Annotated in this window: 21 protein-coding genes; 16 read left to right on the top strand and 5 right to left on the bottom strand. The window is 73.4% G+C overall.

Annotated elements, in window-relative coordinates; translation table 11 throughout:
* The first annotated feature begins 247 nt into the window (after window positions 1-247).
* Window positions 248-1,444: a transglycosylase family protein gene (locus ACIP4X_RS16510; RefSeq protein WP_391454610.1), complete on the top strand. Its 1,197-nt coding sequence runs from the start codon at window positions 248-250 to the stop codon at window positions 1,442-1,444.
* Here the strand turns inward: ACIP4X_RS16510 and ACIP4X_RS16515 are convergent.
* Complete coding sequence (locus ACIP4X_RS16515; RefSeq protein WP_391454609.1) at window positions 1,434-2,831, bottom strand: DMT family transporter; 1,398 nt, start codon at window positions 2,829-2,831, stop codon at window positions 1,434-1,436. The genes ACIP4X_RS16510 and ACIP4X_RS16515 overlap by 11 nt on opposite strands.
* 303 nt (window positions 2,832-3,134) lie before the next feature.
* On the opposite strand from ACIP4X_RS16515, the gene ACIP4X_RS16520 reads away from it, so the two are divergent.
* The 6 genes from ACIP4X_RS16520 (at window position 3,135) to ACIP4X_RS16545 (ending at window position 11,959) form a co-directional block, all read left to right on the top strand.
* Window positions 3,135-3,902: a (2Fe-2S)-binding protein gene (locus tag ACIP4X_RS16520; RefSeq protein ID WP_391454608.1), complete on the top strand. Its 768-nt coding sequence runs from the start codon at window positions 3,135-3,137 to the stop codon at window positions 3,900-3,902.
* Between the two features lie 39 nt (window positions 3,903-3,941).
* Window positions 3,942-5,093: a glycogen synthase gene (glgA, locus tag ACIP4X_RS16525; protein ID WP_358729893.1), complete on the top strand. Its 1,152-nt coding sequence runs from the start codon at window positions 3,942-3,944 to the stop codon at window positions 5,091-5,093.
* A 57-nt stretch (window positions 5,094-5,150) separates the two neighbouring features.
* Window positions 5,151-6,371 carry a glucose-1-phosphate adenylyltransferase gene (gene glgC / locus ACIP4X_RS16530; RefSeq protein WP_401348885.1) on the top strand — a complete coding sequence of 407 codons (1,221 nt, stop codon included), beginning with the start codon at window positions 5,151-5,153 and terminating at the stop codon, window positions 6,369-6,371.
* Window positions 6,372-6,522: 151 nt separating this feature from the next.
* On the top strand, window positions 6,523-8,853 hold the full coding sequence (locus ACIP4X_RS16535) for a GH92 family glycosyl hydrolase (protein WP_391454607.1): 2,331 nt from the start codon (window positions 6,523-6,525) through the stop codon (window positions 8,851-8,853).
* A gap of 166 nt (window positions 8,854-9,019) precedes the next feature.
* Window positions 9,020-10,381 carry a wax ester/triacylglycerol synthase family O-acyltransferase gene (locus tag ACIP4X_RS16540; RefSeq protein ID WP_358729933.1) on the top strand — a complete coding sequence of 454 codons (1,362 nt, stop codon included), beginning with the start codon at window positions 9,020-9,022 and terminating at the stop codon, window positions 10,379-10,381.
* 102 nt (window positions 10,382-10,483) lie between these two features.
* On the top strand, window positions 10,484-11,959 hold the full coding sequence (locus tag ACIP4X_RS16545) for an SDR family NAD(P)-dependent oxidoreductase (RefSeq protein ID WP_358729890.1): 1,476 nt from the start codon (window positions 10,484-10,486) through the stop codon (window positions 11,957-11,959).
* A 33-nt stretch (window positions 11,960-11,992) separates the two neighbouring features.
* Here ACIP4X_RS16545 and ACIP4X_RS16550 read toward each other — a convergent pair whose 3' ends face one another.
* Complete coding sequence (locus ACIP4X_RS16550; RefSeq protein WP_358729889.1) at window positions 11,993-12,412, bottom strand: hypothetical protein; 420 nt, start codon at window positions 12,410-12,412, stop codon at window positions 11,993-11,995.
* 405 nt (window positions 12,413-12,817) lie between these two features.
* Here ACIP4X_RS16550 and ACIP4X_RS16555 point away from each other — a divergent pair, with 405 nt between their 5' ends.
* From ACIP4X_RS16555 to ACIP4X_RS16585, 7 genes are all read left to right on the top strand, one after another.
* Window positions 12,818-12,991, top strand: a complete 174-nt coding sequence (locus ACIP4X_RS16555) for a hypothetical protein (protein WP_100570238.1) — start codon at window positions 12,818-12,820, stop codon at window positions 12,989-12,991.
* A gap of 54 nt (window positions 12,992-13,045) precedes the next feature.
* A complete protein-coding gene (locus ACIP4X_RS16560; RefSeq protein WP_358729888.1) occupies window positions 13,046-13,528 on the top strand; it encodes a GNAT family N-acetyltransferase in 483 nt (160 codons plus the stop codon).
* A 100-nt stretch (window positions 13,529-13,628) separates the two neighbouring features.
* Entirely contained in the window at window positions 13,629-13,880 is a 252-nt protein-coding gene (locus ACIP4X_RS16565; RefSeq protein WP_358729887.1) for a hypothetical protein, read from the top strand.
* Window positions 13,881-13,926: 46 nt separating this feature from the next.
* On the top strand, window positions 13,927-15,156 hold the full coding sequence (locus tag ACIP4X_RS16570) for an SPFH domain-containing protein (protein WP_358729886.1): 1,230 nt from the start codon (window positions 13,927-13,929) through the stop codon (window positions 15,154-15,156).
* Between the two features lie 51 nt (window positions 15,157-15,207).
* Window positions 15,208-18,216 (top strand): glycoside hydrolase family 38 C-terminal domain-containing protein, encoded by a 3,009-nt coding sequence (locus tag ACIP4X_RS16575; RefSeq protein ID WP_391454606.1) that lies wholly within the window; start codon window positions 15,208-15,210, stop codon window positions 18,214-18,216.
* An 82-nt stretch (window positions 18,217-18,298) separates the two neighbouring features.
* Window positions 18,299-18,766, top strand: a complete 468-nt coding sequence (locus ACIP4X_RS16580) for a DUF4231 domain-containing protein (protein WP_358729884.1) — start codon at window positions 18,299-18,301, stop codon at window positions 18,764-18,766.
* 807 nt (window positions 18,767-19,573) lie between these two features.
* Window positions 19,574-20,539 (top strand): aldo/keto reductase, encoded by a 966-nt coding sequence (locus tag ACIP4X_RS16585; RefSeq protein ID WP_358729883.1) that lies wholly within the window; start codon window positions 19,574-19,576, stop codon window positions 20,537-20,539.
* A gap of 10 nt (window positions 20,540-20,549) precedes the next feature.
* Here ACIP4X_RS16585 and ACIP4X_RS16590 read toward each other — a convergent pair whose 3' ends face one another.
* The gene (locus ACIP4X_RS16590; protein ID WP_391454605.1) at window positions 20,550-21,971 is read right to left on the bottom strand and encodes a lipase maturation factor family protein; all 1,422 of its coding nucleotides are present in this window, start codon (window positions 21,969-21,971) and stop codon (window positions 20,550-20,552) included.
* Window positions 21,972-22,064: 93 nt separating this feature from the next.
* Between ACIP4X_RS16590 and ACIP4X_RS16595 the strand changes: the two genes are divergently transcribed.
* Together ACIP4X_RS16595 and ACIP4X_RS16600 are read left to right on the top strand one after the other, a co-directional pair.
* Window positions 22,065-24,152, top strand: coding sequence for a SpoIIE family protein phosphatase (locus tag ACIP4X_RS16595; RefSeq protein ID WP_358729881.1), 2,088 nt, complete (start codon window positions 22,065-22,067; stop codon window positions 24,150-24,152).
* Between the two features lie 36 nt (window positions 24,153-24,188).
* The gene (locus ACIP4X_RS16600) at window positions 24,189-25,052 is read left to right on the top strand and encodes a DNA-formamidopyrimidine glycosylase family protein (RefSeq protein ID WP_358729880.1); all 864 of its coding nucleotides are present in this window, start codon (window positions 24,189-24,191) and stop codon (window positions 25,050-25,052) included.
* Window positions 25,053-25,068: 16 nt separating this feature from the next.
* Here the strand turns inward: ACIP4X_RS16600 and ACIP4X_RS16605 are convergent, their stop codons facing one another.
* Window positions 25,069-25,719, bottom strand: coding sequence for a zf-HC2 domain-containing protein (locus ACIP4X_RS16605; RefSeq protein ID WP_358729879.1), 651 nt, complete (start codon window positions 25,717-25,719; stop codon window positions 25,069-25,071).
* Between the two features lie 217 nt (window positions 25,720-25,936).
* Complete coding sequence (locus ACIP4X_RS16610) at window positions 25,937-26,452, bottom strand: hypothetical protein (RefSeq protein WP_358729878.1); 516 nt, start codon at window positions 26,450-26,452, stop codon at window positions 25,937-25,939.
* Window positions 26,453-26,501: the final 49 nt, after the last annotated feature.

A 26,501-nucleotide genomic window follows, 5' to 3' on the forward strand; every position in this document is an offset into this window, starting at 1 on the left:
CCAGTATCACTGCTCATGCCCCTTCGACCATCCTGACGTGCCGGTACGGCGCGCGCACATTTCGGCACCCGGCACCCTTCCATACGCGCGGCGGGTGCCCAGTGGCTCAGCGCGCGGCCCGCGGATCTGGCCAATCAACGTACGGTATCGGCCACTTGGGGTGACGAACCGGCTGATAGCCGTCTTGTCACGGCCTGTTCGAGGCGGTTACTTTCGCCCCTCCTGACGCATGTCGAGGGGGCTTGAGATGGCCGTACGCGGCCGGCACCGCCGGTACCAGCCGAACAGGATCAACCGCGCCTCGCTCACCGTCACGGCGGGCGGCGCCGGGATGGCCATTCCGCTCATCGGCGCCGGGGCCGCGCACGCCGCCGACGCCTCCACCTGGAACAAGGTGGCCGCCTGCGAGTCGAGCGGCAACTGGCACATCAACACGGGCAACGGCTACTACGGCGGACTCCAGTTCACCCGGTCCACCTGGGCGGCGTACGGCGGGACGCGGTACGCGCCCAGCGCCGACCTGGCCACCCGGGACCAGCAGATCGCCGTCGCGGAGAAGGTGCTCGACGGGCAGGGGCCCGGCGCCTGGCCGGTCTGCTCGACGCGGGCCGGTCTCACCCGGGGCGGCGGCACCCCCGGCGTCCACCCGGACTCCGCCGGACAGCGATCCGTGCGCGGTGGCGGCGGTACCGCCGGTACCGGCGCCGCCAAGAGTCCCGCCCACGAGGTCGACGTACGGCCGCAGACCGCGCCGCAGGCGCGCGCCGGCAGCGCCGAGATGTACAAGGTCGTCCGCGGCGACACCCTCTCCGGCATCGCCGACGAGCGTCATGTCTCCGGCGGCTGGCGGCAGTTGTACGCCGCCAACCGCACGACCGTGGGCTCCGACCCGAACCTGATCCTGCCGGGCCAGCGGCTCGCCGTGCCCAAGTCGCGTACGACGGCCGAGCCGCACCGCAAGACGTCCACCGCCACCCGCCCGGGCAGAGAGGCCAAGCCCGCGTCCGGCGCGGCCAAGTCCCGGCCCCGCTCCACGCAGCACGCCCTCGTCGCCCCTGTCAGCGGCGGCATCGGCACGGCCTACCACGCGACCGGCTCCCACTGGTCGAAGGGCTACCACACCGGCGTCGACTTCGAGGTGCCCACCGGCACCTCCGTGAAGGCGGCCGCGGCCGGCCGGGTGGTCACCGCGGGCTGGGGCGGCGCGTACGGCTACCAGGTGGTCATCCGGCACGCCGACGGCCGCTACACGCAGTACGGCCATCTGTCGGCGATATCGGTACGGGTCGGGCAGACGGTCGCCGCCGGGCGCGGCATCGGCCGTTCCGGGGCCACGGGCAACGTCACCGGACCGCATCTGCACTTCGAGGTGCGCACGGGACCCGGGTTCGGCACCGACGTCGACCCGCTCGCCTATCTGCGGGCCGGCGGCGTCAGGATCTGACGCGGGAGCCGTTCCGTTCGGGCCCGGGCCCCGGGACGCGGGGGTTCGCGTAGAACTGCCCGCCGGAGTTCGAGCCGACGAAGAAGGGGCCGAGGAAGAGCTGGGGTTCGCCCCGCGCGGGGTCCTCCTGCTCCCGCGCCACCGGTGCGACGGGGACGACGGGGACGACGACCGCGTCGACTGCGTCGATCGAGTCGGCCGCGTCCATCGGCACGGCCCGCCCGGAGCCGCCGGACGCCTCGACGGGCGGCAGTCCGCCGACGGACGGCAGGCTCTCGACGGACGCCAGCCCCTCGGCGGCCAGCGGCCCCTCGGCAGGCGGCACCTCCTCGGCGGGCGGCGCCTCCTCGGCGGACACCGCCCCGGTCGCTGCCCCGGCCGCCGGCCTGGCCGTCGCCCCGGCCCCCGGCCCCGTCCCCCCACCGGGCGCCTCCCCGGCCGTCAGCCCGGTCGCATCCCCGGCGGATATCGCCCCAGCCGTCAGCCCGGTCGCATCCCCGGCGGACATCGCCCCGGTCGCCGCCCCGGACGCCGCCCCCGCCTCCACCACCGGCCCCGTTCGCTCAATGCGCTCGGTCATCAGCAGGATCAGCCCGCCCGCGGCCACCACGCCGCAGCCCAGCGCCAGGACCGTGCCGGCCGCGCCGTAGCGGAAGGCCTCGCCGAGCAGCGTGAGTCCGACCGCGGCCGCCATCACCGGGTTCACCACCGTCAGCGTGGCCAGCGGCGCCGCCAGACCGCCGCCCCGGTACGACGCCTGCGACAGCAGGACCCCGGCCGTGGCCAGGACGCCTATCGCGGTCAGGGACGGCAGCTCCGCCACCGCGATCCCGTCGGTGAAGTCGACCGCGACCGTCTTGGTGAACACCGAGGACATGCCGAAGGCGATGCCGGAGCCGGTGGCGAGCAGCACGCTGCGCACCGCCGGATGCCGGTGCGCCGCACGCCCCGCCACCGTGAACGCCACCAGTACCCCGGCCGTCACCACCGCCAGGCCGGCGCGCTGCGCGGTGTTCAGCGTCTGCGTGTGGGAGTCGCCCACCAGGGACAGCAGTCCCGCGAGCCCCACCGTCGCCATGACCGCGCCGCGCCAGGCGGCGGCGCCCGCTCGCCGGTCGACGAACAGCGACGCCATCGGCAGCGCGAACACGATGGTCAGGGCACCCAGCGGCTGGACCAGACTGAGCGGGCCGCAGGCAAGGGCCACCACGTGCAGCAGTCCGCCGAGACCGTTCAGCACCAGCGCCGCCCACCAGGCGGGACGGCGCAGCGGCGCGTACTGCTCGCCGGGCGAGGACACCGCGACCCGCTCCTGGACGATCGCACCGCCGGCGTAGGCGACGGCGGACACGAGCGACAGCAGCACGGACAGCGCGAGGGCGCTCATGAGTCGCACCTCCGCGTGGGGCCGGGCCGGCGACCCCGGCGCGACGAACGGTCGGCATCCATGGTTGACCACCCTGCCGTGCCGATCGCGCCACGTCGTCGTCCCTGAGCAGTCAATAGGTCCTACTGCCGATGGAGTACACCCCGCCCGCCGTCCTCCCCTGGGTGGGCGACACGGGACGGACACACCCTCCGCGGAATCCTCCGACGCCCCCCATGCCCCCCGACGCCCTCGACGGACCCCCTGACCCGTCCCCCCATCCACTTGCACGCCCCGGCACGGGCCTTGGTACTACTGCTGTCCGTGAACCTCGCGCCCGACCTCGCCGCACTGAACGACCTCGGCGGCTTCTTCGCCCTGCGCACGGGCACCCCGCCGCACGGCCCGCTGCCCACCCTCGCCCAGGCCTACGCGGACCCCGCCACGGACCTCGTCACCGATCCCGCCGGCGATCCCGCGACGCATCCCCTGGTGGTCCGGGTCCGCCGGGTCGCCGACGGCATCGGCGCCCCCGAGGCCCGGGTCGCCGCCTCGGTCGCGCACCAGGCGCTCGCCGCCCGGCTGTGGTCGGCGGCGCTCGGCTGCGCCGTGCTGTACGGGCGGCTCCCCGACCTGGACGCCCGCCTCGTCCGCTGGGACCCCGAGGGCAGCGCCCCGGACGACCTGTGGCTCACCGAGGTACGCGCCCGCCCCGCGGACCCGGAGACGGTCGCGGACGTCGTCCTGCACGGCCACCTCGAACCGCTGGCGGCCGCCCTGCGCGCCCGGTACCGCCTCGCGCCGGGGCTGCTGCGGGGCAACGCGGCCTCCGCGCTGGCGGCCGCGGCCCGCCTGCTGGAGAACCAGTCGCGCGTCGGCGGCCGTACCGCTGCGGGCGATCACGCCCGGGAGCTGGCCGCGGTGCTCCTCGCCCATCCCCTCCTCGCCGGCGCGGGCACGCTCACCGGCTCCGGCAGACGCTTCCGGCGGCGGAGCTGCTGCCTGTACTACCGCGTCCCCGGCGGCGGACTCTGCGGTGACTGCTGCTTCACAAGGGTGCCTGGCTCTTCCCCGCGGGCCGCATCTGGGTGACCATGAAGGCGACCGGCCGCTTCGGACAGGGGGTTGCGGGTGCGCGTGGGACTGCTGACCCGGGAGTACCCGCCGGACGTGTACGGCGGCGCCGGCGTCCATGTCGAGTTCCTGGCGCGGGAGCTGAGGCCGCTGGTGGACCTGGAGGTGCACTGCTGGGGCGAGGGCCGCGCCGACGGCGTCGTACGCCACCGGCCCTGGTCCGCGCTGGACGGCGCCAACGACGCGCTGCGCACCTTCTCCGTGGACCTCGCCATGGCCGCCGCGCTCAAGGGCCGCGACCTCGTCCACTCCCACACCTGGTACGCGAACCTCGCCGGTCACCTCGGGAAGATGCTCCACGGTGTGCCGCACGTGATGACCGCGCACTCCCTCGAACCCCTGCGCCCCTGGAAGGCCGAACAGCTCGGCGGCGGCTACGCCCTGTCCGGCTGGGCCGAGCGCACCGCGATCGAGTCCGCCGACGCGGTCGTCGCGGTCTCCGGCGCCATGCGCGAGGACATCCTCGGCTGCTACCCGGCGCTCGACCCGGACCGGGTGCACGTCGTCCACAACGGCATCGACACCGGCCTGTACCGGCCGGACCACGGCACGGACGTCCTCGACCGCGTCGGCCTCGACCCGGACCGCCCGTACGTGCTGTTCGTCGGCCGCATCACCCGGCAGAAGGGCGTGCCCCACCTGCTGCGGGCGGTACGGGGCATCGACCCGGCCGCGCAGGTGGTGCTGTGCGCGGGGGCGCCCGACACACCGGAGATCGACCGGGAGTTCCGGGAGCTGTACCAGGAGCTGAGCCGGACCCGCGACGGAGTGCACTGGATCCCGCGGATGCTGCCGCGCCCGGATGTCATCCAGCTCCTCACCCATGCCGCCGTCTTCGTCTGCCCCTCGGTCTACGAGCCGCTGGGCATCGTCAATCTGGAGGCGATGGCGTGCGGCACCCCCGTCGTGGCCTCCCGGACCGGCGGGATCCCGGAGGTGGTCGACGACGGCCGCACGGGGGTACTCGTGCCGGTGGACGACGCTTTCGAGACCGGGCTCGCCCGCGCCCTGGACTCGATGCTCGCCGACCGGGACGGCGCGCGCCGCATGGGTGAGGCAGGGCGGCGGCGCGCGGTGGAGGAGTTCGGCTGGGACGCGGTCGCCCGGCGCACCGTGCGGCTCTACGAGGAGATCCTCGGACAGGCTTAGGGCTCAGTCCCTCCTGCTCAGAAGCGGGAGGCAGGCAACCGGGTGAGGGGAGCGGCCATGCGTCGTGGTGGACCTTCGGTCCTCGGGATCGTCCTCGCGGGCGGGGAGGGCAAACGGCTGATGCCGCTGACCGCGGACCGCGCGAAACCCGCGGTCACCTTCGGCGGCACGTACCGGCTCGTCGACTTCGTCCTGTCCAACCTCGTGAACGGCGACATCCTGCGGATCTGCGTGCTGACCCAGTACAAGTCGCACTCCCTGGACCGGCACATCACCACCACCTGGCGGATGTCCAGTCTGCTCGGCAACTACATCACCCCGGTCCCCGCGCAGCAGCGGCTCGGGCCCCGCTGGTACCTGGGCAGCGCGGACGCGATCCTTCAGTCGCTCAACCTGATCCACGACGAACAGCCCGACTACGTCGCGGTGTTCGGCGCCGACCACGTCTACCGCATGGACCCGCGGCAGATGCTCAATGAGCACATCGAGGGCGGCGCGGGCGTGACGGTCGCGGGCATCCGGGTGCCGCGGGCCGAGTCGTCGTCGTTCGGGGTGATCACCCCCGGTACGGACGGGCAGACCGTGCAGCGCTTCCTGGAGAAGCCCGCCGGCCCTCCGGGCCTGCCCGACGACCCGGAGAGCGTCTTCGCCTCCATGGGCAACTACGTCTTCTCCACCAAGGTGCTGATCGAGGCGCTCCAGCGGGACGCGGAGGACGAGCGGTCGGCGCACGACATGGGTGGCTCGATCCTGCCCCAGCTCACCGATCGCGGAGAGGCGCGGCTCTACGACTTCGGCGCCAACCATGTGCCCGGGGAGACCAGCCGCGACCAGGGCTACTGGCGGGACGTCGGCACGCTCGACGCGTACTACGACGCCCATATGGACCTGATCGCCGAGCGTCCGGCGTTCAACCTCTACAACCGCGACTGGCCGATCTACACCCACTCGGGGCAGCTCTCGCCGGCCCGGTTCAACGCGGGCGGGATCGCCGGTGAGTCGATCATCAGTGCCGGCTGCCTGATCCGCGGGCAGGTCACCCGCTCCGTGCTGTCGCCGGGGGTCCGGGTCGACCCGGGCGCGGTCGTCCAGGGCTCGGTGCTGCACGACAACGTCCGGGTGGGCCGGGGCGCCATCGTGCGCGGCGCGGTCCTGGACAAGAACGTCGAGGTGCCGCCCGGCGCGACCATCGGCGTCAACCCCGAGCGGGACGCGGAGCTGTACACCGTCTCCCCGGGCGGTGTCATCGCTCTCGGCAAGGGACAACTGGTTCCGTAGCCCGACGGCCTCGAACCCGACGCGGCGGGTGGGGGCGCGCGCGGGGGCGCGAACCTCGACGCGTCGCGTGCGACACCCGCCGGTTGCCGGGCTGACCGGCCTTCAGACCCGATCATGCAGGCAATGACGTCTCCTCCGGAGGTCTTCCTGCATGAGATGGACCCGGCGCCTGCGGCTGTGCGCGGCGGGGGCGGTGGCAGCGTCCGCGCTGACCGCCGCGCCCGTCGCCGCGCCGGCGGCCGAAGCGCGCGACGACCGGCTCACCGATCTGGTCGACCCGTTCGTCGGCACCGCGAACGAGGGCAACATCTTCCCCGGCGCGGCCGTGCCCTTCGGCATGGTGCAGCTCTCGCCGGACACCGGCCACAGCACCGGCTACGACCACACCCAGGACCGCGTCCGCGGTTTCTCCCTGGTCCATCTCGCCGGCGTCGGCTGCCGCATCGGCGGCGACCTGCCGGTGCTGCCCACCACCGGTGACGTCACGCGGACGGACTACGCCACGTACGCGGCCCCGTTCGGCCACGACACCGAGCGGGCGAGCCCCGGCTACTACCGCGTCGGCCTGTCATCCGGTATTGGCGGTATCGGCGCCGAACTGACGGCGAGCGCCCGTACCGGGGTGCAGCGCTACACCTTCCCGGCCACCACCAAGGCCAACGTCCTGCTCAACGTCGCCCAGGCGCTGCACAGACCGGTCGCGGCGACGGTGGAGATCCTGGGCGACCGCACCGTGCGGACGACGATCACGGGCCGCGGCTTCTGCCGGGACACCCGGCCCTACACCGTGTACACCGTCACCCGTTTCGACCGCCCGTTCACGGCGTACGGCACCTGGGACGGCGGCACGGTCACCGAGGGGTCCAGGACCGGACACGGGGGCGCCTACGTCCGCTTCGACACCAGCAAGGACCGCACGGTGGAGGCGACGACCGCGCTGTCCTACGTCGACGCGGCCGGCGCGGCGGGCAACCTGGCGGCGGAGGGCGGGCGTTCCTTCGACGCGGTGCGCGACGCGGCCCGGCGGTCCTGGGAGAGCCGGCTGGCCGTCGTACGGGTCCGGGGCGGCGACGCGGCCCGGCGCCGTGCGTTCTACTCGGCGCTGTACCACGTGTTCCTGGCACCGAACACGGGCAACGACGCCGACGGCCGCTACACCGGCTGGGACGGGCGGATCCACCGCGCACGGGGCTTCACCTACTACCAGAACTGGTCGCTGTGGGACACCTACCGCACCCAGGCCCCGCTGCTCGCCCTGCTGGCGCCGCGCGAGTCCCGGGACATGGCGATCTCGGTGATCAGGGTCGCCGAGGAGAGCGGCTGGCTGCCCAAGTGGGGCTACGGCACCGTCGAGACGAACGTCATGACCGGTGACCCGGTCACCCCGTTCCTGACCAACGCCTTCCAGCAGGGCCTGCTGAAGGGGTACGAGGAGCGGGCCTACCGGGCGCTGCGGCGGAACGCCGACGGGGTGCCGCCCGCCGGCTCCCCGGCCGTGGGCCGCGACGCCAACCCGGACTACCTCGCCCGCGGCTACGTCCCGTACCTCAAGGGCCATGAGCCCGCGAAGCCGGGCCACTCCGACTACGCGTTCGGCGCGTCGGCGACCCTGGAGTACGCCCTGTCGGACGCCATGCTCGGCCAGATGGCCCGCGCCCTCGGCCACCACGAGGACGCCACGCGGTACGCCGCCCGCTCCCGCGGCTACCGCGCGCTGTTCGACCCCGCCACCGGCTTCTTCCGCGCCCGCGACGCCTCCGGCGCCTTCACCGGGCCGGCGGACCCGGCCCGCGGTCCCGGTTTCCACGAGGGCACGTCCTGGCAGTACCAGTGGCTCGTGCCGCAGGACCTGCCCGGCCTGGTGCGGCTGATCGGCGGCCGGCGCGCCGCCAACGAGCGTCTGGACGCCTTCTTCGCCTACGACGGCCTGCTGAAGGACCCGGAGCGCACCGTTCGCGAGACCTGGGTCAGCGGGCCGTACGCCTACTACGGCAGCGCCACGTACAACCCGATGAACGAACCGGACCTCGCCGCGCCGTACACCTACCTGTCGACGGGGCAGCCGTGGAAGACCACCGACGTGGTGCACGCCGCGCTGACCCTGTTCACCGACGAACCGGCCGGGCTGAGCGGGAACGACGACCTGGGCACCATGTCCGCCTGGAACGTGCTGGCCTCCATCGGCCTGTTCCCCGTCCAGCCGGGCAGTTCGACCTGGGGCCTGTCCACGCCCGTGTTCGAACGTGTCGACCTGCGCCTGGACGGCGGCCACGACCCGCGCGCGGGCCTCACCATCACGGCGCCGGGCACCTCCCGGAAGGACCGTTACATCCAGTCGGTCCGGGCCGGCGGTGCGCCGCACGACCGGACGTATCTGACCACCCGCGCCCTGCGGTCGATCGGCACCCTGCGCTACACCGTGGGGCCGCGGCCCTCGGCCTGGGGTACGACCGCACAGGCCGCGCCGCCTGCCCTGAGGTGACCCTTGCGGGGGCCCTGCTTGACCTCAAAGGCCCCATGTGTCCCACCCTTTTCTCCAGGGTTGGACTTAATCTATTGTTAACTGAGCGTAGCTTGATCGTACTTGACTGTAATCGGTTGAGGGCGGTTGACTGCGAAAACACCCACCGCCGATGCGAGGCAAGCCATTGACTCCCGACCTGCTCGCTCCCCTCGACCTGGCGTTCTGGAACATCGAGTCCGCCGACCACCCCATGCACCTCGGCGCCCTCGGGGTCTTCTCCGCCCACTCGCCGACCGCCGGAGCGCACGCGGCCGACCTGCTCGCCGCCCGCGCGGCCGCCGTGCCCGGCCTGCGCATGCGGATCCGGGACGTGTGGCGGCCGCTCGACCTGCGCCGGCCCCTCGCCCAGGCACTGCGTCCGCAGCTCGGCTTCGGCGGCGCCGCCCGCGAGCCCGACCCCGCCTTCGACCCGCTCAACCACGTCCGGCTGCACGCCCCGGCCACGGACTTCCACGCCGAGGCGGGCCGGCTCATGCAGCGCCCGCTGGAGCGCAACCGCCCCCCGTGGGAGGCGCACGTGCTGCCCGGCGAGGACGGCGTCTCCTTCGCCGTGCTGTTCAAGTTCCACCACGCCCTCGCCGACGGCCTGCGCGCCCTGACCCTCGCCGCGGCCGTCCTCGACCCCATGGACATGCCCACCCCGCGGCCCCGCCCGGCCGCACCCGCCCGCGGTCCGCTCCCCGACGTGCGCAAGCTGCCCGAGGCGCTGCGCGGCGCCCTGTCCGACGTGGGCCGCGCCCTGGACATCGGTACCTCGGTCGCCCGCTCGTCCCTGGCCACCCGGTCCACCCCGGCGCTCACCGCCGAGCCCACCGGAACCCGCCGCACCGCCGGCGCGGTCGTCGACATCGACGACGTGCACCTGGTCCGCAAGGCCGTCGGCGGCACCGTCAACGACGTGCTGATCGCCGTCGTCGCCGGCGCCCTGCGGCGCTGGCTCGACGAGCGGGGCGAGGGCACCGACGGCATCGCGCCCCGCGCCCTGATCCCGGTCTCCAGGCGCCGCCCGCGCACCGCCCACCCGCAGGGCAACCGGCTCTCCGGCTATCTGATGGAACTCCCCGTCGGCGACGCGGACCCGCTGCGCCGGCTCGCAGCCGTCCGCGCGGCCATGGACCGCAACAAGGACGCCGGACCCAACCGGGGCGCGGGCGCCGTCGCGCTGCTCGCCGACCACGTGCCCGCCCTCGGCCACCGGCTCGGCGGGCCGCTGGTCGCCCAGGCCGCCCGGCTGTGGTTCGACATCCTGGTCACCAGCGTGCCGCTGCCCGGCATCGGCCTGAGGCTCGGCGGCCACCCGCTGACCGAGGTCTACCCCTTCGCGCCGCTGGCCCGCGGCCAGTCCCTGGCCGTCGCGATCTCCACCTACCGCAGCCAGGTCCACTACGGGCTCGTCGCCGACGCCAAGGCCGTGCCCGACCTGAACCGGCTCGCCCGCGCCGTGACTGAGGAGGTGGAGACCCTGATCACGGTCTGCGGATCCTGATCACCCGCGTTTGGCCTACCGGCCCGGCGCTGCCGTAAAATCCCCCGTTCGAAAGCAGGCGCGAGTCGGAGCGCCGCACGGTGATCAGGGAACGGCAGCGCGATGACGGTGACAGACGACGGCCCGACGGCCACGGACGCAGTGGTGTACGGGCCCGGGATCGACCCCGAACGCCTGGCCGTGTGCCTCGATGTGCTCAAGGAGCTCGACGAGATCGACGTGGACCACCCGGACGCGGTCGCCGTCCGACGGGCCACCTCGCACATCTACCGCACGGTCAAGCAGCGCCGCCGCCAGGAACGCCGGGCCGCCAAGACCGCGAACGACAAGGCCGTCACGGAGGCCACGGCCACCGGATCCGCGCAGCGCATCGACGACGAGACCGAGGGCATCCTGCCCTCGTCCGCGACAGGGGCGGGACAGATCGCGGGCATACTCCAGCGCCCGCGCTCCTGCTACGTCTGCAAGACCCGCTACGTCGAGGTCGACTACTTCTACCACCAGCTCTGCCCGCGGTGCGCCGGCGAGAACCGCGCCCGCAGGGACGCCCGCGCCGACCTCACGGGCAAGCGCGCCCTGCTCACCGGCGGTCGCGCCAAGATCGGCATGTACATCGCGCTGCGGCTGCTGCGCGACGGCGCGCACACCACGATCACGACCCGGTTCCCCAACGACGCCATCCGCCGTTTCAAGGCCCAGCCCGACAGCGACGAGTGGATCCACCGGCTGAAGATCGTCGGCATCGACCTGCGCGACCCGGCCCAGGTGGTGGCCCTGGCCGACTCGGTCGCCGCCGAGGGACCGCTGGACATCCTGATCAACAACGCCGCCCAGACCGTACGGCGCTCCCCGCAGGCCTACAGCGAGCTGGTCACCGCCGAGTCGGCCCCGCTGCCGGCCGGTGAGCTGCCCGCGGCCGAGGTGATCGGCACCTTCGGCTCGGGGGCGGTCGCGGAGCTGCCGGTGGCGGGCGGCGGCGCGCTCACCGCGCAGGACGTCACCGAACTGGCCCTGGTCTCCGGCTCGGCGTCCCTGGAGCGGATCGCCGCCGGTACGGCCATCGACGCCGGCGGTCTCGTGCCCGACCTGCACGACACCAACAGCTGGATCCAGGCGGTGGAGGACGTCACGCCGGTGGAGCTCCTCGAGGTCCAGCTGTGCAACTCGACGGCGCCGTTCATCCTGATCAGCCGCCTGCGTCCGGCGATGGCGGCCGCCGCGGGCCGCCGCGCCTACATCGTGAACGTCTCCGCCATGGAGGGCGTGTTCAACCGCGGCTACAAGGGCGCCGGGCATCCGCACACCAATATGGCCAAGGCTGCCCTGAACATGCTCACGCGGACCAGCGCCGAGGAGATGTTCCAGAAGGACCGCATCCTGATGACGGCCGTCGACACCGGCTGGATCACCGACGAGCGCCCGCACCCGGACAAGGTCCGCCTCGCCGAGGCCGGCTTCCACGCCCCGCTCGACCTGGTGGACGGCGCGGCCCGCGTCTACGACCCGATCGTGCGCGGCGAGGCGGGCGAGGACCTGTACGGCGTCTTCCTCAAGGACTACGCGCCGGGCAAGTGGTGAGCCGACCGCCGGCCCGATGATCCCAACGGGGTGTCAGTCCACGGTCCGCAGCCGGTAGTTGCCCGCCGCGACCAGCTCCAGGACCGTGCGCCAGTCCTCCAGGACACCCGCGTCGAAGCCGGCGGTGCGGGCCTCCTCGGCGGCCTGGCGCAGCGACAGCGCGTCCTCCTCGGGCAGGCGGCCGTCGGCGGGTGCCGCGTCCTGCAGCAGGAGGCGGGAGACGCGCGCGCCGAGCAGCGCGCGCACCGCGCCCGCCGCCGGGCCGCCCGCACCGTCGCCGCCGACCGGTCGCAGCAGCCGGCCGATGCCGTGGACCAGGCCCGCCACCTGGAGCTCCTTGTCGGCCGGGTGGCGCCGGCGCAGCAGGGCGGCGGTGCGCAACGCGTGGGCGCGGGTCTCGGGCGGGCAGGCGTACAGCAGGTCCATGAGCTCCTCGGCGCTGCGCAGCTCCATGCGTCGGTCCTCCCGCGAGAAAGCCGTCGTGGTGGGTCAGCAGACCATGGCGAGCTTGCGGCGCGGCCAACGGAACCTGAACCTCGCCCGGCACATGATGCGACAAATCACCCCGCAAGTGGTCCAATCAACACGCGCGACGTCAGATAGTTACCTGGACTTTGCAGCCCCATCGAGCGGGGGGCCGCTCATTTGGTTAATCTGGGGTGGACGGACAGCGACTACGGGTTCCATCCACACCCATGGTCCGTCCCGGGGCAAGCCGGTGCACCACGGCCTGCTCGCACCTCAGTTGCCGACGCCACCGCGTCCGAGATGCATACCAACCAGACCCGAGCGGGCTTGGGCGGCGCGGTGCGTACCGGCCGCATGCCCCGAGGGTGACCGACACATAAGGAGTGCGCGGTGACACCGGAGAAGACGAATCGCGAGCAGCGCCCCAACGAACGCATGGAGCGCGCGGGCCGAAGGCCCGCGGACCTGGGCAGCCTCGACGTGTGGGCCCGCTCGGCCCCGATCCGCCTGGCGGGGTACGAGGACGACCTGGCCGAGCCCCACATCCTGCCAAGCGTGGACTGACCGGCCACAACCCGTCGCGATCGCCGACCGCATGGGCGTGCCAGACTCACGCCCATGCTGATCAGAGAAGCCACGGCCGAGGACTGGCCGCGGATCTGGCCGTTCTGGCACCGGATCGTCGCCGCCGCCGAGACGTACGCCTGGGACCCGGACACCTCCGAGGAGGATGCCCGGGCCTTGTGGATGGGCCCCGCGAAACGCGTGTACGTCGCCGCGGACGACAGCGGCGCGGTCGTCGGCTCCGCCTACGTCACCCCCAACTACGGTGGTCCCGCCGCCCGCGTCGCCAACGCGGGCTTCATGGTCGACCCCGACCGGTCCGGCCTGGGCATCGGCCGGGCCCTCGCCGAGCACGTCCTGCGGGCCGCGACGGCCGCCGGCTACCGGGCGATGGTCTTCAACGCCGTCGTGGAGACCAACCCCGCCGTCGGGCTCTGGACCTCGCTCGGCTTCCGCATCCTCGGCACAGTGCCGGAGGCCTACGAGCACCCCCGGCACGGCCCGGTGGGCCTGCACATCATGTACCGGGCGCTCTAGCCGCCCCAGCCGGAAAGGCCTGTGCAGCGCCATATGCGGGCCGTCCGAGTGGGTCTAAGGTCGAAGACAGAGGACGCCGTACGAGGGGGACCGGTCGGCGATGGCACAGGACGAGGCCGTGATCGGCTGCACGGGGGAGGTTCTCATCGGCACGCGCGGCTCCGCGGGCCCGGGCGAGATCCTGGTACGGGTCAGAGGCGGGTCCGAGACATTCCTCGCCTGGTCGCAGGAACCGCTGCCGATCGGTGCGACGGTGCTCGTGGTCGAGTCACGCGGACGCCGCGAGGTCGACGTCATCGCGTGGGGCGACCCCTTGGAGAGACTGCGGGACGTTCCTGTCGATCCGGGGTGACCCCCCGGGCTGAACCCGGGCTGATCCGGGCTAAGGAGACAAGACCATGTTCGGTTACCGCGTTCCTGCCCCCGACGAGGCGATGCTGATCTCCGGAGGCAGGCGGGGACTGGGGGGCGCGCCGTTCCGGGTGGTGACGGGACACGGGAAGTTCGTGCTCCCCGTCCTCCGCAAGGTCCGCTTCCTCACCCTGTCGATGTGCGAGTCCGAGGTCGTGGAGACCTGCGTCACCAGGCAGGGCATCGCGTTGCACGTGCGCGCCGTCATCGCCTTCAAGGTCGGCAACGACACCGAGAGCATCATCAACGCGGGTCAGCGGTTCCTCTCCGACCAGGACCAGATGTCGGTCCTGACCGGCCGGATCTTCGCCGGCCACCTGCGGGCGATCATCGGCTCGATGACGGTCGAGGAGATCGTCACCGAACGGCAGAAGCTCGCCGCCGAGGTGCTGGACACCTCCAAGACCGAGATGGCGAAGATCGGCCTGATCGTGGACTCCCTGCAGATCCAGTCGATCGACGACGGCGACACCGGCTACATCGACGCGATGTCCGCCCCGCACAAGGCGGCCATCCGGCGGCAGGCCCAGATCGCCCAGGCCCAGGCCAACCAGGCCGCCGCCCAGGCCGAGCAGGAGGCGGCACGCAAGCAGGCCGAGTACGCCCGGCAGACCGCGGTGGTGAAGGCGGAGTACTCGGCCGAGGTGGACCGGGCCCAGGCGCAGGCCGCCCAGGCCGGCCCGCTGGCGCAGGCGCACGCCCGGCAGGAGGTGCTCGACGCCCAGACCGAACTGGCCCAGCGGCAGGCCAGGCTGCGCCAGCAGGAACTGGTGGCCGAGATCGTGAAGCCCGCCGAGGCGGAGGCCGAACGCGTCCGGCTCCTCGCCGCCGCCGAGGCGCAGCGGATGAAGATCCAGGCCGAGGCCGCGGCGTCGTACGACCGTGTCGCCCTGGACCGGATGCTCATCGACCAGCTCCCGCTGATCGTGAAGGAGGCCGCGGGCGGTCTCTCCGGGGCCAACGTCAACGTCCTGAACGGCGCCGACGGGCTCGGCGAGATAGCGGCCGGCCTGGTCGCCCAGGGCCTGACGATCCTGGACTCGGTCCGGCAGAACCTGAACGGCCAGGGCGACCGGCCCGCCGGCGCCGGCCGCCCCGAGGAGGGCGACGGCAGGCCCGCGCTGCGCCGCCCGAGCGCGCCGCGGCCCGATGCCGGGGGACAGGAGCCGGGTGAGGGCACGTCCGACGGGGAACGGCCCGACCCCCGCACCCGCTGAGGTCCGCGCCGGGCCGTACCGCCGTCCGCCCACCCCCACGGAGCCCGACTCATGCATGACGACCCCGGCCTGGTCGAGGCCCGCCTCCGGCGGGTGCTCGACGAGCGCGTCCGCCCCGCCGTGTATCCCGAGTCCGTCCCGCTGGAGGTCGCGGTCCGGCACATGCCCGGCGAACCCGTACCGGTCGCCGAGGGCCTCGCCGCCGAACCCCGGCGGATCGAGCCGGGCACCCGGTGGGGCGCGCCATGGGGCACCAGCTGGTTCCGGGTGACCGGCACCGTGCCCGAGGCCTGGGCCGGGAGGACCGTCGAGGCGCTCCTCGACCTCGGCTTCGACCAGAACATGCCCGGCTTCCAGTGCGAGGGCCTGGTGTACCGGCCGGACGGCACCCCGGTGAAAGGACTCAACCCGCGCACCCCCTGGGTCCGCGTCGCCGCCCCCGCCCGAGGCGGCGAGGAGGTGCGCCTGCACATCGAGGCCGCCTCCAACCCCGTCATCCCCGGCTTCCTGCCCACCCCGCTCGGCGACCCCGAGACGGCGGGCGACGCACCGCAGTACACGCTCGGGCGCATGGACCTCGCCGTGTTCGACGAGAACGTGTGGCAACTCGTCATCGACCTGGAGGTGCTGGGGGAACTGATGGCCGAGCTGCCGTCCGACGCGCAGCGCCGCTGGGACATCCTGCGCGCGCTGGACCGGGCGCTCGACGCGGTCGACCTCCAGGACGTGAACGGCACCGCCGAGCGGGCCCGGGCCCGCCTCACCGAGGTGCTGGCCGCGCCCGCCGCCGCCTCCGCGCACCGGATCAGCGCGGTCGGGCACGCCCACATCGACTCGGCGTGGCTGTGGCCGCTGCGCGAGACCGTGCGCAAGGTGGCCCGTACCACGTCCAACATGACCGCGCTGCTCGAGGACGCGCCGGAGTTCGTCTTCGCCATGTCCCAGGCCCAGCAGTGGGCGTGGCTCAAGGAGCGGCGGCCCGAGGTGTGGACGCGGGTGAAGAAGGCCGTGGCGGACGGCCGGTTCGTGCCGGCCGGCGGCATGTGGGTGGAGTCCGACACCAACATGCCCGGCTCGGAGGCGATGGCCCGACAGTTCGTGCACGGCAAGCGGTTCTTCCTCGACGAGTTCGGCATCGAGAACGACGAGGCCTGGCTGCCCGACACCTTCGGCTTCGCCGCGGGACTGCCGCAGATCATCAGGGCGGCGGGCTCCACCCGGCTGCTCACGCAGAAGATCTCCTGGTCCCGCACCAACGCCTTCCCGCACCACACCTTCTGGTGGGAGGGCATCGACGGCACGCGGATCTTCACCCACTTCCCGCCCGTCGACACCTACAACTGCGCCATGACGGGCCGCGAACTCGCCTACGCGGCACGCAACTTCAAGGACAAGGCCGCCGCACGGCACTCCCTCGCCCCCACCGGCTGGGGCGACGGAGGAGGCGGCACCACCCGGGAGATGGTCGCGAAGGCGGCCCGGCTGCGCGACCTGGAGGGGTCGCCGCGGGTGGTGTGGGAGACACCGCGGGAGTTCTTCGACCAGGCCGAGGCCGAGTACCCGCAAGCCCCCGTCTGGGTCGGCGAGTTGTACCTGGAGCTGCACCGCGCCACCCTCACCAGCCAGGCCGGGACCAAGCGGGGCAACCGGCGCTGCGAGCACCTGCTGCGGGAGGCGGAACTGTGGGCGGCGACGGCCGCTGTACGCACCGGATTCCCCTATCCCTACGACGAGTTGGACCGGATCTGGAAGACGGTGCTGCTGCACCAGTTCCACGACATCCTGCCCGGCTCCTCCATCGCCTGGGTGCACCGCGAGGCGCGCGCCACCTACGAGCGGGTCGCCGGGGAGCTGGAGCGGATCGTCGACTCGGCCCAGCGCGCGCTGGCGGGCAAGGGCGCCACACCGCTGGTCTTCAACGCGGCCCCGCACACACGGGCGGGCGTCCCGGCCGGCGGCGCCGCCACGCCGGTCACCGGGGGCGGAACGGAGCTGAGGTCCCGGGCGGGCGGCGGATTCGTCCTGGACAACGGGCTGCTGCGGATCGGGATCGACGAGCGGGGCCTGGTCGTCTCGGCGTACGACATCGAGGCCGGCCGCGAGACGATCGCCGCGGGGCGGGCCGCGAACCTCCTCCAACTGCACCCGGATCTCCCGAACATGTGGGACGCCTGGGACGTCGACGAGTTCTACCGCAACACGGTCACCGACCTCACCGGCGCCGAGTCCGTCACGGCCCGCGAGGACGGCGCCTCGGTACGGGTCGTACGGAACTTCGGGGACTCCCGGGTCACCCAGGTGCTGTCGCTTCCGGTGGGGGAGCGGCGGCTGGTGCTGGACACCGAGGTGGACTGGTACGAGACGGAGAAGTTCCTCAAGCTCGCCTTCCCGCTCGACGTGCACGCCGAACGGTACGCGTCCGAGACGCAGTTCGGGCACTTCTACCGCCCCACCCACACCAACACCTCGTGGGACGCGGCCAGGTTCGAGGCATGCAACCACCGATTCGTGCATGTGGCCGAGCCCGGCTGGGGCGTCGCCGTCGTCAACGACTCGACGTACGGCCACGATGTGACCCGCACGGTCCGCACCGACGGCGACCGGGGCACCACCACCACGGTCCGGATGTCCCTGCTGCGCGCCCCGCGCTTCCCCGACCCCGACACCGACCAGGGCGTCCACCGCTTCCGGCACGCCCTGGTGCCGGGCGCGGACATCGGGGACGCGGTCCGCGAGGGCTGGCGGATCAACCTGCCCGAGCGGCGGCTGACCGGCGGCCAGGACGTGGCCCCGCTGGTGACGGTGGACGAGGACGCGGTGGTCGTGACGGCGGTGAAACTCGCGGACGACGGCAGCGGTGACGTGGTGGTCCGCTTCCACGAGGCCCACGGCGGGCGGGCGCGGGCGACGCTCACGGCCGGGTTCGACGTCGCGGACGTGACGGTGACGGACCTGCTGGAGCGGCCCCTGACCCAGGAGGCGCCGGAGCGTGCGGGCGGCCGGATCGCCCTGCGGCTGCGGCCGTTCGAGCTGATGACGCTGCGGCTGCGGCGCGCGTGAGGCCCCGCGACCGGGGGCGACTCGGCGGGATCGCGCCGTGCCGCTCCTTCCCGGTGGGGCGCGTGGCCACGATGATGTGGCGATGACACGAAGAACGGTGCCCGACCACTCCTGGGCCGACCAGCCGGATCCCCTGCTGGCGCTGGCCGACCGTGAGTTGGCGTTCTACAGCCGCTCCTGCGACCGCGCCAGGCGGCTGCACCGCGGCACGGAACTGGGCGCCCTCGCCACCACCTCGGTGACGGTCGTGGCCGCCGGCCTGCACGCGCCGGCCTGGCTGACCGCGGTGATCGCGGGCGGTGCGGTGTTCTTCACCGGCATGCGCCAGCTGTTCGACCCCGGCTCCCGCTGGGTGCTCACCGCGCAGGCACGCGAGACCCTGCGCCGGGCCGTCGACCGGTACCTGCTGCTGCCCGAGGCGGAACGCGACGCCGCGGCCCGGCAGACCCTGCGGCACGTGATCGAGGAGGTCGGCGCCGACGAACTCCGCGAATGGTCCGACTCCCGAACCCGCCACCCGGAACCACCCCTATCGACCCCCGGCCCCTGACCGTGACCGGCGCCCGGTGTGTGGCCGCGCCCGGCGCTCGGCGTGTGGCTGCGCTCGGTGCCTGGCCTGTGGCCGCGCCCGGTGCTCGGCCTCTGACTGTGGCCGGCCTCCGGCCCGTGACCGTGACCGGCCCCCGGCGTGTGGCCGCGCCCGGTGCCCGGCGTGTGGGTGCGCCCGGTGCCCGGCCTCTGACTGTGGCCGGCCTCCGGCCCGTGACCGTGACCGGCCCCCGGCGTGTGGCCGCGCCCGGTGCCCGGCGTGTGGCTGCGCCCGGTGCCTGGCGTGTGGCTGCGCCCGGCGTTTGGCCTCCGGCTGTGGCCGGCCTCCGGCCCGTGACCGTGACCGGCCCCCGGCGTGTGGCCGCGCCCGGTGCCCGGCCTGTGGCTACGCCCGGCCCCCGGCGTGTGGCCGCGCCCGGTGCCCGGCCTGTGGCTACGCCCGGCCCCCGGCGTGTGGCCGCGCCCGGTGCTCGGCCTCTGACTGTGACCGGCCTCGTGCCCCTGACCGCGACCGGCCCCCGGCCTGACTACTGCCAGCCCCGGCCACTGCCGGCCCCGGCCCTGGTTCTGGTCCCGGCTCCGGCTCCGGCCCCGGTCCGGCCTCGGTCCCGGCCCTGGCCGCATGCCACTGCCGACCCGAGGCTCCCGACTGCGTCCGGAACCCGGGCCCGGCCGCGAGCGTTACTCCACCACCGACCGAAAGGCCACCCGTGACCCCGACACCCGCCCGCACACGCGCACTTGACGTTCATGACACCTCTCACCCCGCCTCGCACGGGCGGGGCCCGCGGCCGCGTCCGGAGGCCCGGTGAGGACGCTCGGCGGGAGTGGGGTCGGGGTCAGTGGCCTCGGGTTCGGTGCCGCCGCCATCGGCAATCTCTACACCGAGGTGGACGAGGAGCAGGCGCGGGCCGCCGTGGCCGCCGCCTGGGAGCAGGGCATCCGCTACTTCGACACCGCCCCGCACTACGGCCTCGGCCTGTCCGAACGCCGCCTCGGCGCGGCCCTGCGCGGCCTCCCGCGCTCCGCGTACACGGTCTCCACGAAGGTCGGCCGACTGCTCGAACCCGCGGACACGGGCGGGAACGATCTCGCCCACGGTTTCGCCGTGCCCGCCACCCACCGCCGGGTGTGGGACTTCAGCGCCGACGGGCTACGGCGAGGACTGGAGGCCAGCCTCGAACGGCTCGGCCTGGACCGCGTCGACGTCGTCTACCTCCACGACCCCGACGACCACGCCGAGCAGGCCTTCCGTGAGGGCTACCCGGCGCTGGAGGAACTCCGCGCCCAGGGCGTGGTCGGGGCCATCGGAGCGGGCATGAACCAGTCGGAGATGCTGACCCGCTTCGTCCGTGACACGGACGTGGACGTGGTGCTGTGCGCCGGCCGGTACACCCTCCTCGACCAGCGCGCCGCGTCGGAGCTGCTGCCCGCGGCCGCCGAGCGGGGCGTGTCCGTCGTCATCGGCGGCGCCTTCAACTCCGGTCTGCTGGCCGACCCCAGGACCGGAGCCACGTACAACTACGCCAGTGCGCCACCGGAGTTGGTGGAACGCGCCCAGCGCATCCGGGCGGTGGCCGGCCGGCACGGAATCACCCTGCGGGCCGCGGCCCTGCGGTTCTGCGCCGACCACCCGGCCGTGGCCTCCGTCCTGGTCGGCACCCGCTCGGCCGCTGAAGTCCGTGACTGCGCCGAGCAGTTCGCCACCCCCGTGCCAGCCGCCTTCTGGCAGGAGCTGAGGGACACCGGCCTGCTGCCCGCCTCCGGGAGCTGACGGGGGCCGGTCACGGCTCGCGGGTGCCGGTACCCAGCCGGGTCGGCGGCAGGAACTCGCGCACATAGACGCGGTCCCAGCAGGCACCGGTCGCCCGCAGCTGCCGCCAGGTCGTGAAGTGGTAGCGGAACAGCCGGGCGCGGACGTAGCGCGGCGGCCGGTCGGGCGGGAAGGGGGAGCGGCGCAGCAGCCTGAGGGTGTCGCGGTCGTTCTCCAGGAGCCGCTCCACCATCGCGCCGAACCAGACGCCCGCGTAGGCCGGGGAGAGCGCGGCGAACCACATCATCCAGTCCAGCCGCAGATGGTACGGCGCGAACTGGCGCGGCCAGTGCCGGGGATCACCGGGCTTGCCCCGGAACTCGTACTCCCGCCACTCCGCGTCTTCGTGCGGCACCTCGTCCAGCGTGCCCTCCACCACCACCTCGTAGCGGATCCGGCTGACGCTGCCGAACGCGCCGTAGGTGTTGACCAGGTGCAGCGGGTCGAAGGAACGGTTCATGACCTGGCGGCGGGAGACCATGTTCACCACCGGGCGGTAGCTGAGGAACACCAGCAGCGTGGCCACGGCGAGGACCACCACCTCGTACCACAGCGGCGCGGCCGGCCCGGACGGCGCGCTCCCCGGGAAGCGGACCGCCGACAGCGCCAGCACGATCGCGATCCAGTTCAGCCAGGAGAAGTTCCCGGACAGCACCAGCCACAGCTGGGTGACGATCATCAGCGAGGCGGCGACCGTGGCGATCGGCTGCGGAGCGAACAGCAGGAACGGCACGATCAGCTGCGTGACGTGGTTGGCGGCCACCTCCGCCTTGTGCAGCGGCCCCGGCAGATGGTGGAAGAACCAGCTCAGCGGGCCCGGCATCGGCTGCGTCTCGTGGTGGTAGTGCAGACAGGTCAGCTCGCGCCAGCAGGCATCGCCGCGCAGCTTGATCAGCCCCGCGCCGAACTCGACGCGGAAGAGGATCCAGCGCAGCAGGAACAGCACGACCACGGGCGGGGCCACCTCGTCGTTGCCGAGGAAGACCGCGAGGAACCCGGTCTCCAGCAGCAGCGACTCCCAGCCGAAGCCGTACCAGGTCTGCCCGACGTTGACGATCGACAGGTACAGCGCCCAGGGGACGAACCACAGGAGCATCGCGGCCCACAACGGCACCAGCGAGTCCACGCCCGCGACCAGCGCCGCCGACACCGCGCACCCGGTCCAGGCGACCGTCGCGAACAGCCGGTCGGAGTAGCGCAGGTGGAACAGGCTCGGCGCCCGGGTGAACGGCACCCGCTCGAGGAAGCGGGGGATCGGCAGCATGCCCCGTTCGCCGAGCAGCGCGCGGAACTGGAGCGCCGCCGTCAGGAAGGCGACGAGATAGACCACGGCCAGCGCGCGCTGGAAGACCAGCCGGCTGAGCCAGTACTCGGGTGCGGTGAACCAACCCACGGTCGAGCGCTCCTCTCCGTGCCGGAAAGTCACGGGCCCCGGATACCCCACCCCCGGCTCGAAGAATCAGCCGATCCCTGGCAAGGTGTCCCCATGGCTGAACAGGGAGCCCCGGCCCTGTCACTCCCGGAGGACTGGCCCGCCCAGCCGGATCCCATTCTGGCGCTCAACGGCATGGGCACCTTCGACTGGGACCTGGACGCAGGGCTCGTGCACCTGGACGCCCAGGCCCACCGGATCTTCGACCTCGCCCCCGAGGAGAACGACCGACGTCCGGGCACCGTGGGCAAGCGGCTGCTGCCGTCCGAACGCGATCGCCTGGACGCCCTGGTGGCCCAGGCGATGAAGGAGGGCCGCCAGAACTACGGCAGCTATGTCCGCCTGCGCCTGCGCGACGGCGGCCTGCGCTGGGCCCATGTGCAGGGCTACATCCAGCGCGACGGGACGGGCCGGCCGCGCAGGATCACCGGGATCCTCCGCGACGCCTCCGAGGAGCTCGGCGACATCGACGCCCGCCGGGAGCGGGCCGCTCAGGCCGCGGCCCGGCGCAGGCAGACCAGCGTCGTGGAGGCCGCCACCGCCGCCCTCGCCCACGCGCGCACCGTGCAGGACGTCATCGAGGTCGTCAAGGACTCCCACGGACTGGCCCTCCTCGGCTCCAAGAGCCTGGTCCTCGGCCTGGTCGAGGCCGGCCGCATCCGGCTCGTCGCCGAGGGCCCCGCCGGCTCCTCCGTGCCCGGCACCCGCGTCACCCGGATCGACGAGCCCTACCCGATGAGCGAGGCCGTGCGCACCCTCAGCCCCCGTTTCATCGAGTCCCCGGAGGAGTTCGCCGAGCGCTACCCCATCCTGTGGCCGCACATCACGGGACTGGACATCACCTCGGCGGCCTATCTGCCGCTGATCGCCCAGGCCCGCCCCATCGGCGGAATGGGCCTGCTCTACAGCGACCGGCGCGGCTTCACCCCGGAGGAGCGCAACGTCCTGATCGCCCTCGGCAGCAGCATCGCGCAGAGCCTCCAGCGGGCCATGTTCTACGAGCAGGAGAAGGACCTCGCCCAGGGCCTGCAACAGGCCATGCTGCCGCGCACCATCCCCAGCGTGCCCGGAGCCGACGTCGCCGTCCGCTACCGCTCCGGCTACGCGGGCGGCTCCCTGGGCCGGGACATCGGCGGCGACTGGTACGACCTGATCCCGCTGCCCGGCGGCCGGGTCGGCGCCGTCATCGGCGACGTCCAGGGCCACGACACGCACGCCGCCGCCGTCATGGGCCAGCTCCGCATCGTGCTGCGCGCCTACGCCGCCGAGGGCCACGCGCCGGCCACCGTGATGGCCCGCGCCTCGGTCTTCCTGCACGAACTCGACACCGACCGCTTCGCCACCTGCCTGTACGCGGAGGCCGACCTGTCCACCGGCGTCGTGCAGCTCGTGCGGGCCGGGCACATCGACCCGCTGCTCCGGCACAGCGACGGAAGCTGCCACCTGATCGCCGTCGACGGGGGGCTGCCGCTCGGCCTGTCCGCCGAGTTCGGCAGCCTGGAGTACCCCGTCGGCACCATGGAGCTCGACCCCGGGCAGTCCCTGGTGCTGTGCACCGACGGCCTGGTCGAACAGCCCGGCGCCGACCTCGACGACGGCATGCGGGCGCTGGCGCGGTCCGTCGCCGACGGGCCCGACGACGTACGGGACCTCGCCGACCGGCTGATCGCGATGGCCGAGGCGCGCGGCGGCGACGACGACGTGGCCCTGCTGGTGCTGCGCCGCCAGGTGCCGGCCGAGCGGCAGCCCGTCGGCCGGCTCCAGCAGTACGTGGCCTCCGGCGACCCCGAGGCCCTCACCCGGGCCCGGCACAAGATCCGCACGGCGGTGCGGGACTGGGGCGCCGGGGAGGACGCGTACGAGATCGAACTCGTGGCCGACGAGCTGATCACCAACGCCCTGATGCACACCGAGGGCGCCGCGATCGTCACCCTGCGGGTCCTCAGCGGGCCCGAACGGCGGCTGCGGATCGAGGTCGAGGACTCCTCCAGCGCTCTGCCACGCCGCCGCGAACCGGGGGCGGACGGAGTCTCCGGCCGGGGGCTGCTGCTCGTGGACCGGCTCACCGACGTGTGGGGCGTGGAGGCGCGCGGCGGCGGCAAGTGCGTGTGGTGCGAGTTCGCGGTGCCCGGCGAGAGCTGACGTGGCGCCCCGCGGCCGCGGTGGCACTCTGGACCTATGCCGGAACTGCCCGAGGTCGAAGCGCTGAAGGACTTTCTGACCGGCCATCTGGTCGGCCACGAGATCGTGCGCGTGCTGCCCGTCGCGATCAGCGTGCTGAAGACGTACGACCCGCCGGTCACCGCCCTGGAGGGCCACGAGGTCACCGCGGTGCACCGGCACGGCAAGTTCCTGGACCTGGAGACCGGCGGCGGCCCGCACCTCGTCACCCATTTGGCCCGCGGGGGCTGGCTCCAGTGGAAGGACCGGCTGCCCGACGGCGTGCCCCGGCCCGGCAAGGGCCCGCTCGCCCTGCGGGTCGCCCTGGAGACCGGCGCGGGCTTCGACCTCACCGAGGCCGGCACCCAGAAGCGGCTCGCGGTGTACGTCGTGGGGGATCCGGGGGAGGTGCCCGGGGTGGCCCGCCTCGGCCCCGACCCGCTGGCCGACGACTTCGACGAGGAGCGGTTCGCCCGGCTGCTCGCGGGGGAGCGGCGCCAGATCAAGGGCGCCCTGCGCGACCAGAGCCTGATCGCGGGCGTCGGAAACGCCTACAGCGACGAGATCCTGCACGCGGCGAGGATGTCCCCGTTCAAGCTGGCGGCCTCCCTGACACCGCAGGAGACGCACACCCTGTACGAGGCACTGCGCACCACCCTGACGGAGGCGGTCGGGCGCTCCAGGGGCCTCGCGGCCGGACGTCTGAAGGCGGAGAAGAAGGGCGGCCTGCGGGTGCACGGCCGGACCGGCGAGCCCTGCCCGGTGTGCGGGGACACCATCCGCGAGGTGTCCTTCAGCGACTCCTCGCTCCAGTACTGCCCTACCTGCCAGACGGGCGGGAAACCGCTGGCCGACCGGCGCCTGTCCCGGCTGCTCAAGTGACGGCCCGGCCGACGGCTCACCGCGAGTCGAGGGTCACCAGGGGCCGTCCGTCCGTGGTGCGCACCTCGAAGCGCTCGATCTGCCCGGGATGCATGGTCGTGCCGCCCGCGACCGTGCTGGTGCCCGTGTCGTGCGCAAGGACGTTCCAGGTGGTCACGGTCTGCTCCGAGCCGTCGCGGCCGACCACGACGAGCCGGCAGGAGTGGGGGCCCGCGCCGTCCCTGACCCGCACCTCCAGATCGCTGCCCCAGTCCCGGTCGGCGGCCCTGATCTCGGCCCACACGCCCGTGGTCGCGTCGGTCGCCGCGTAGCGGGCGGGCCCGCCGTGGTGTCCGGCGACGGCGGCGACCGCGGGTCCGCACACGGCGAGCACCACCGAGGCGGCCAGACCGTAGAGGAACCGCCGGCGTCCGGCCCGGCGCCGCCGGGCGACCTCGCCGACCAGTCGGTCCAGCAGCCCGGGGCCGGGCCGCGTCATGGGGTGCACGAAGCGCGGCGTGGCCCGCCGGTACAGCATCAGCTGCCGGGTCGTGGGGCCGAACTCGGTGACGTGCGCCGCGCAGCGAGGGCACTCCGCGAGGTGGTCCTCGAAGCGGAAGGCGTCCGCCTCGTCCAGCATGCCGAGCGCGTATGCGCCGGCATCGCGATGCCGTTCCAGGGACCTCATGCCGAATCCTCGTGCCTGTGAGTGCGGGTGGGGTTACTCGTTGCTCCCACCCGTACGAGCCCGGCACCGGAATCACTCAGCGGCGTTCCGAATCGTAATCAAGACGTTCGGAGCGGCCGGTCCCGCGGATTGGTCGGAATCCGGCCGCGCTCCGAAAGGCCCGGATCAAGGCCCCGAATCCGAGGAGGACCCGGGGCGAACGTTGCCTGTCAGGGCACTAGAAGAGGTGGATGGCCAAGTGTCCGAGGGGCAGTCCGAGCTGCCAGGCGGGTGTCCACACCTTCGGCCCCTCGTCCTCGCCGAGCACGCCCGCGCCGCCCGGCACCGCGTCCAGATCGGGCGCGAGCAGTTCCGTCTCCTCCAGCCAGCGCCAGGCAGCCCCGGCCAGCGCCAGGTCGGGCGAGGGCACCCCGCGGGCGTCCGCCTCGGCCGCGAGGCCGGCCATCCGCTCGCACACCCAGTCCTGCCACGGCTGGTCGTACGCGGTCAGCGACAACCAGGTCTCCAACTGGGAGACCACCCGGACGCGGGAGAGCTCGCCGCCGGTGTCGGACAGGAAGACGGTGAGCGCCAGCGCGTCCCGCCCGGCGCGGAACTCGAACGACGTCGGCGGCATCAGATCGCCGGTGCGCAGCAGTTCGTCGGCGATGTACTCGGCGTACAACCAGGCCATGGGTACGGCCAGTTCGCCGCCGTCCGGGCCGTCCGTGCTCTCGTGACCTCTGTGCTGCATCCCTTCCTGCCTTCCTCCGGTGCGCGCTCCTCGCCCGACCCCGGGTCCC

This window comes from Streptomyces sp. NPDC088817, from assembly GCF_044750345.1.
Taxonomy (GTDB): domain Bacteria; phylum Actinomycetota; class Actinomycetes; order Streptomycetales; family Streptomycetaceae; genus Streptomyces.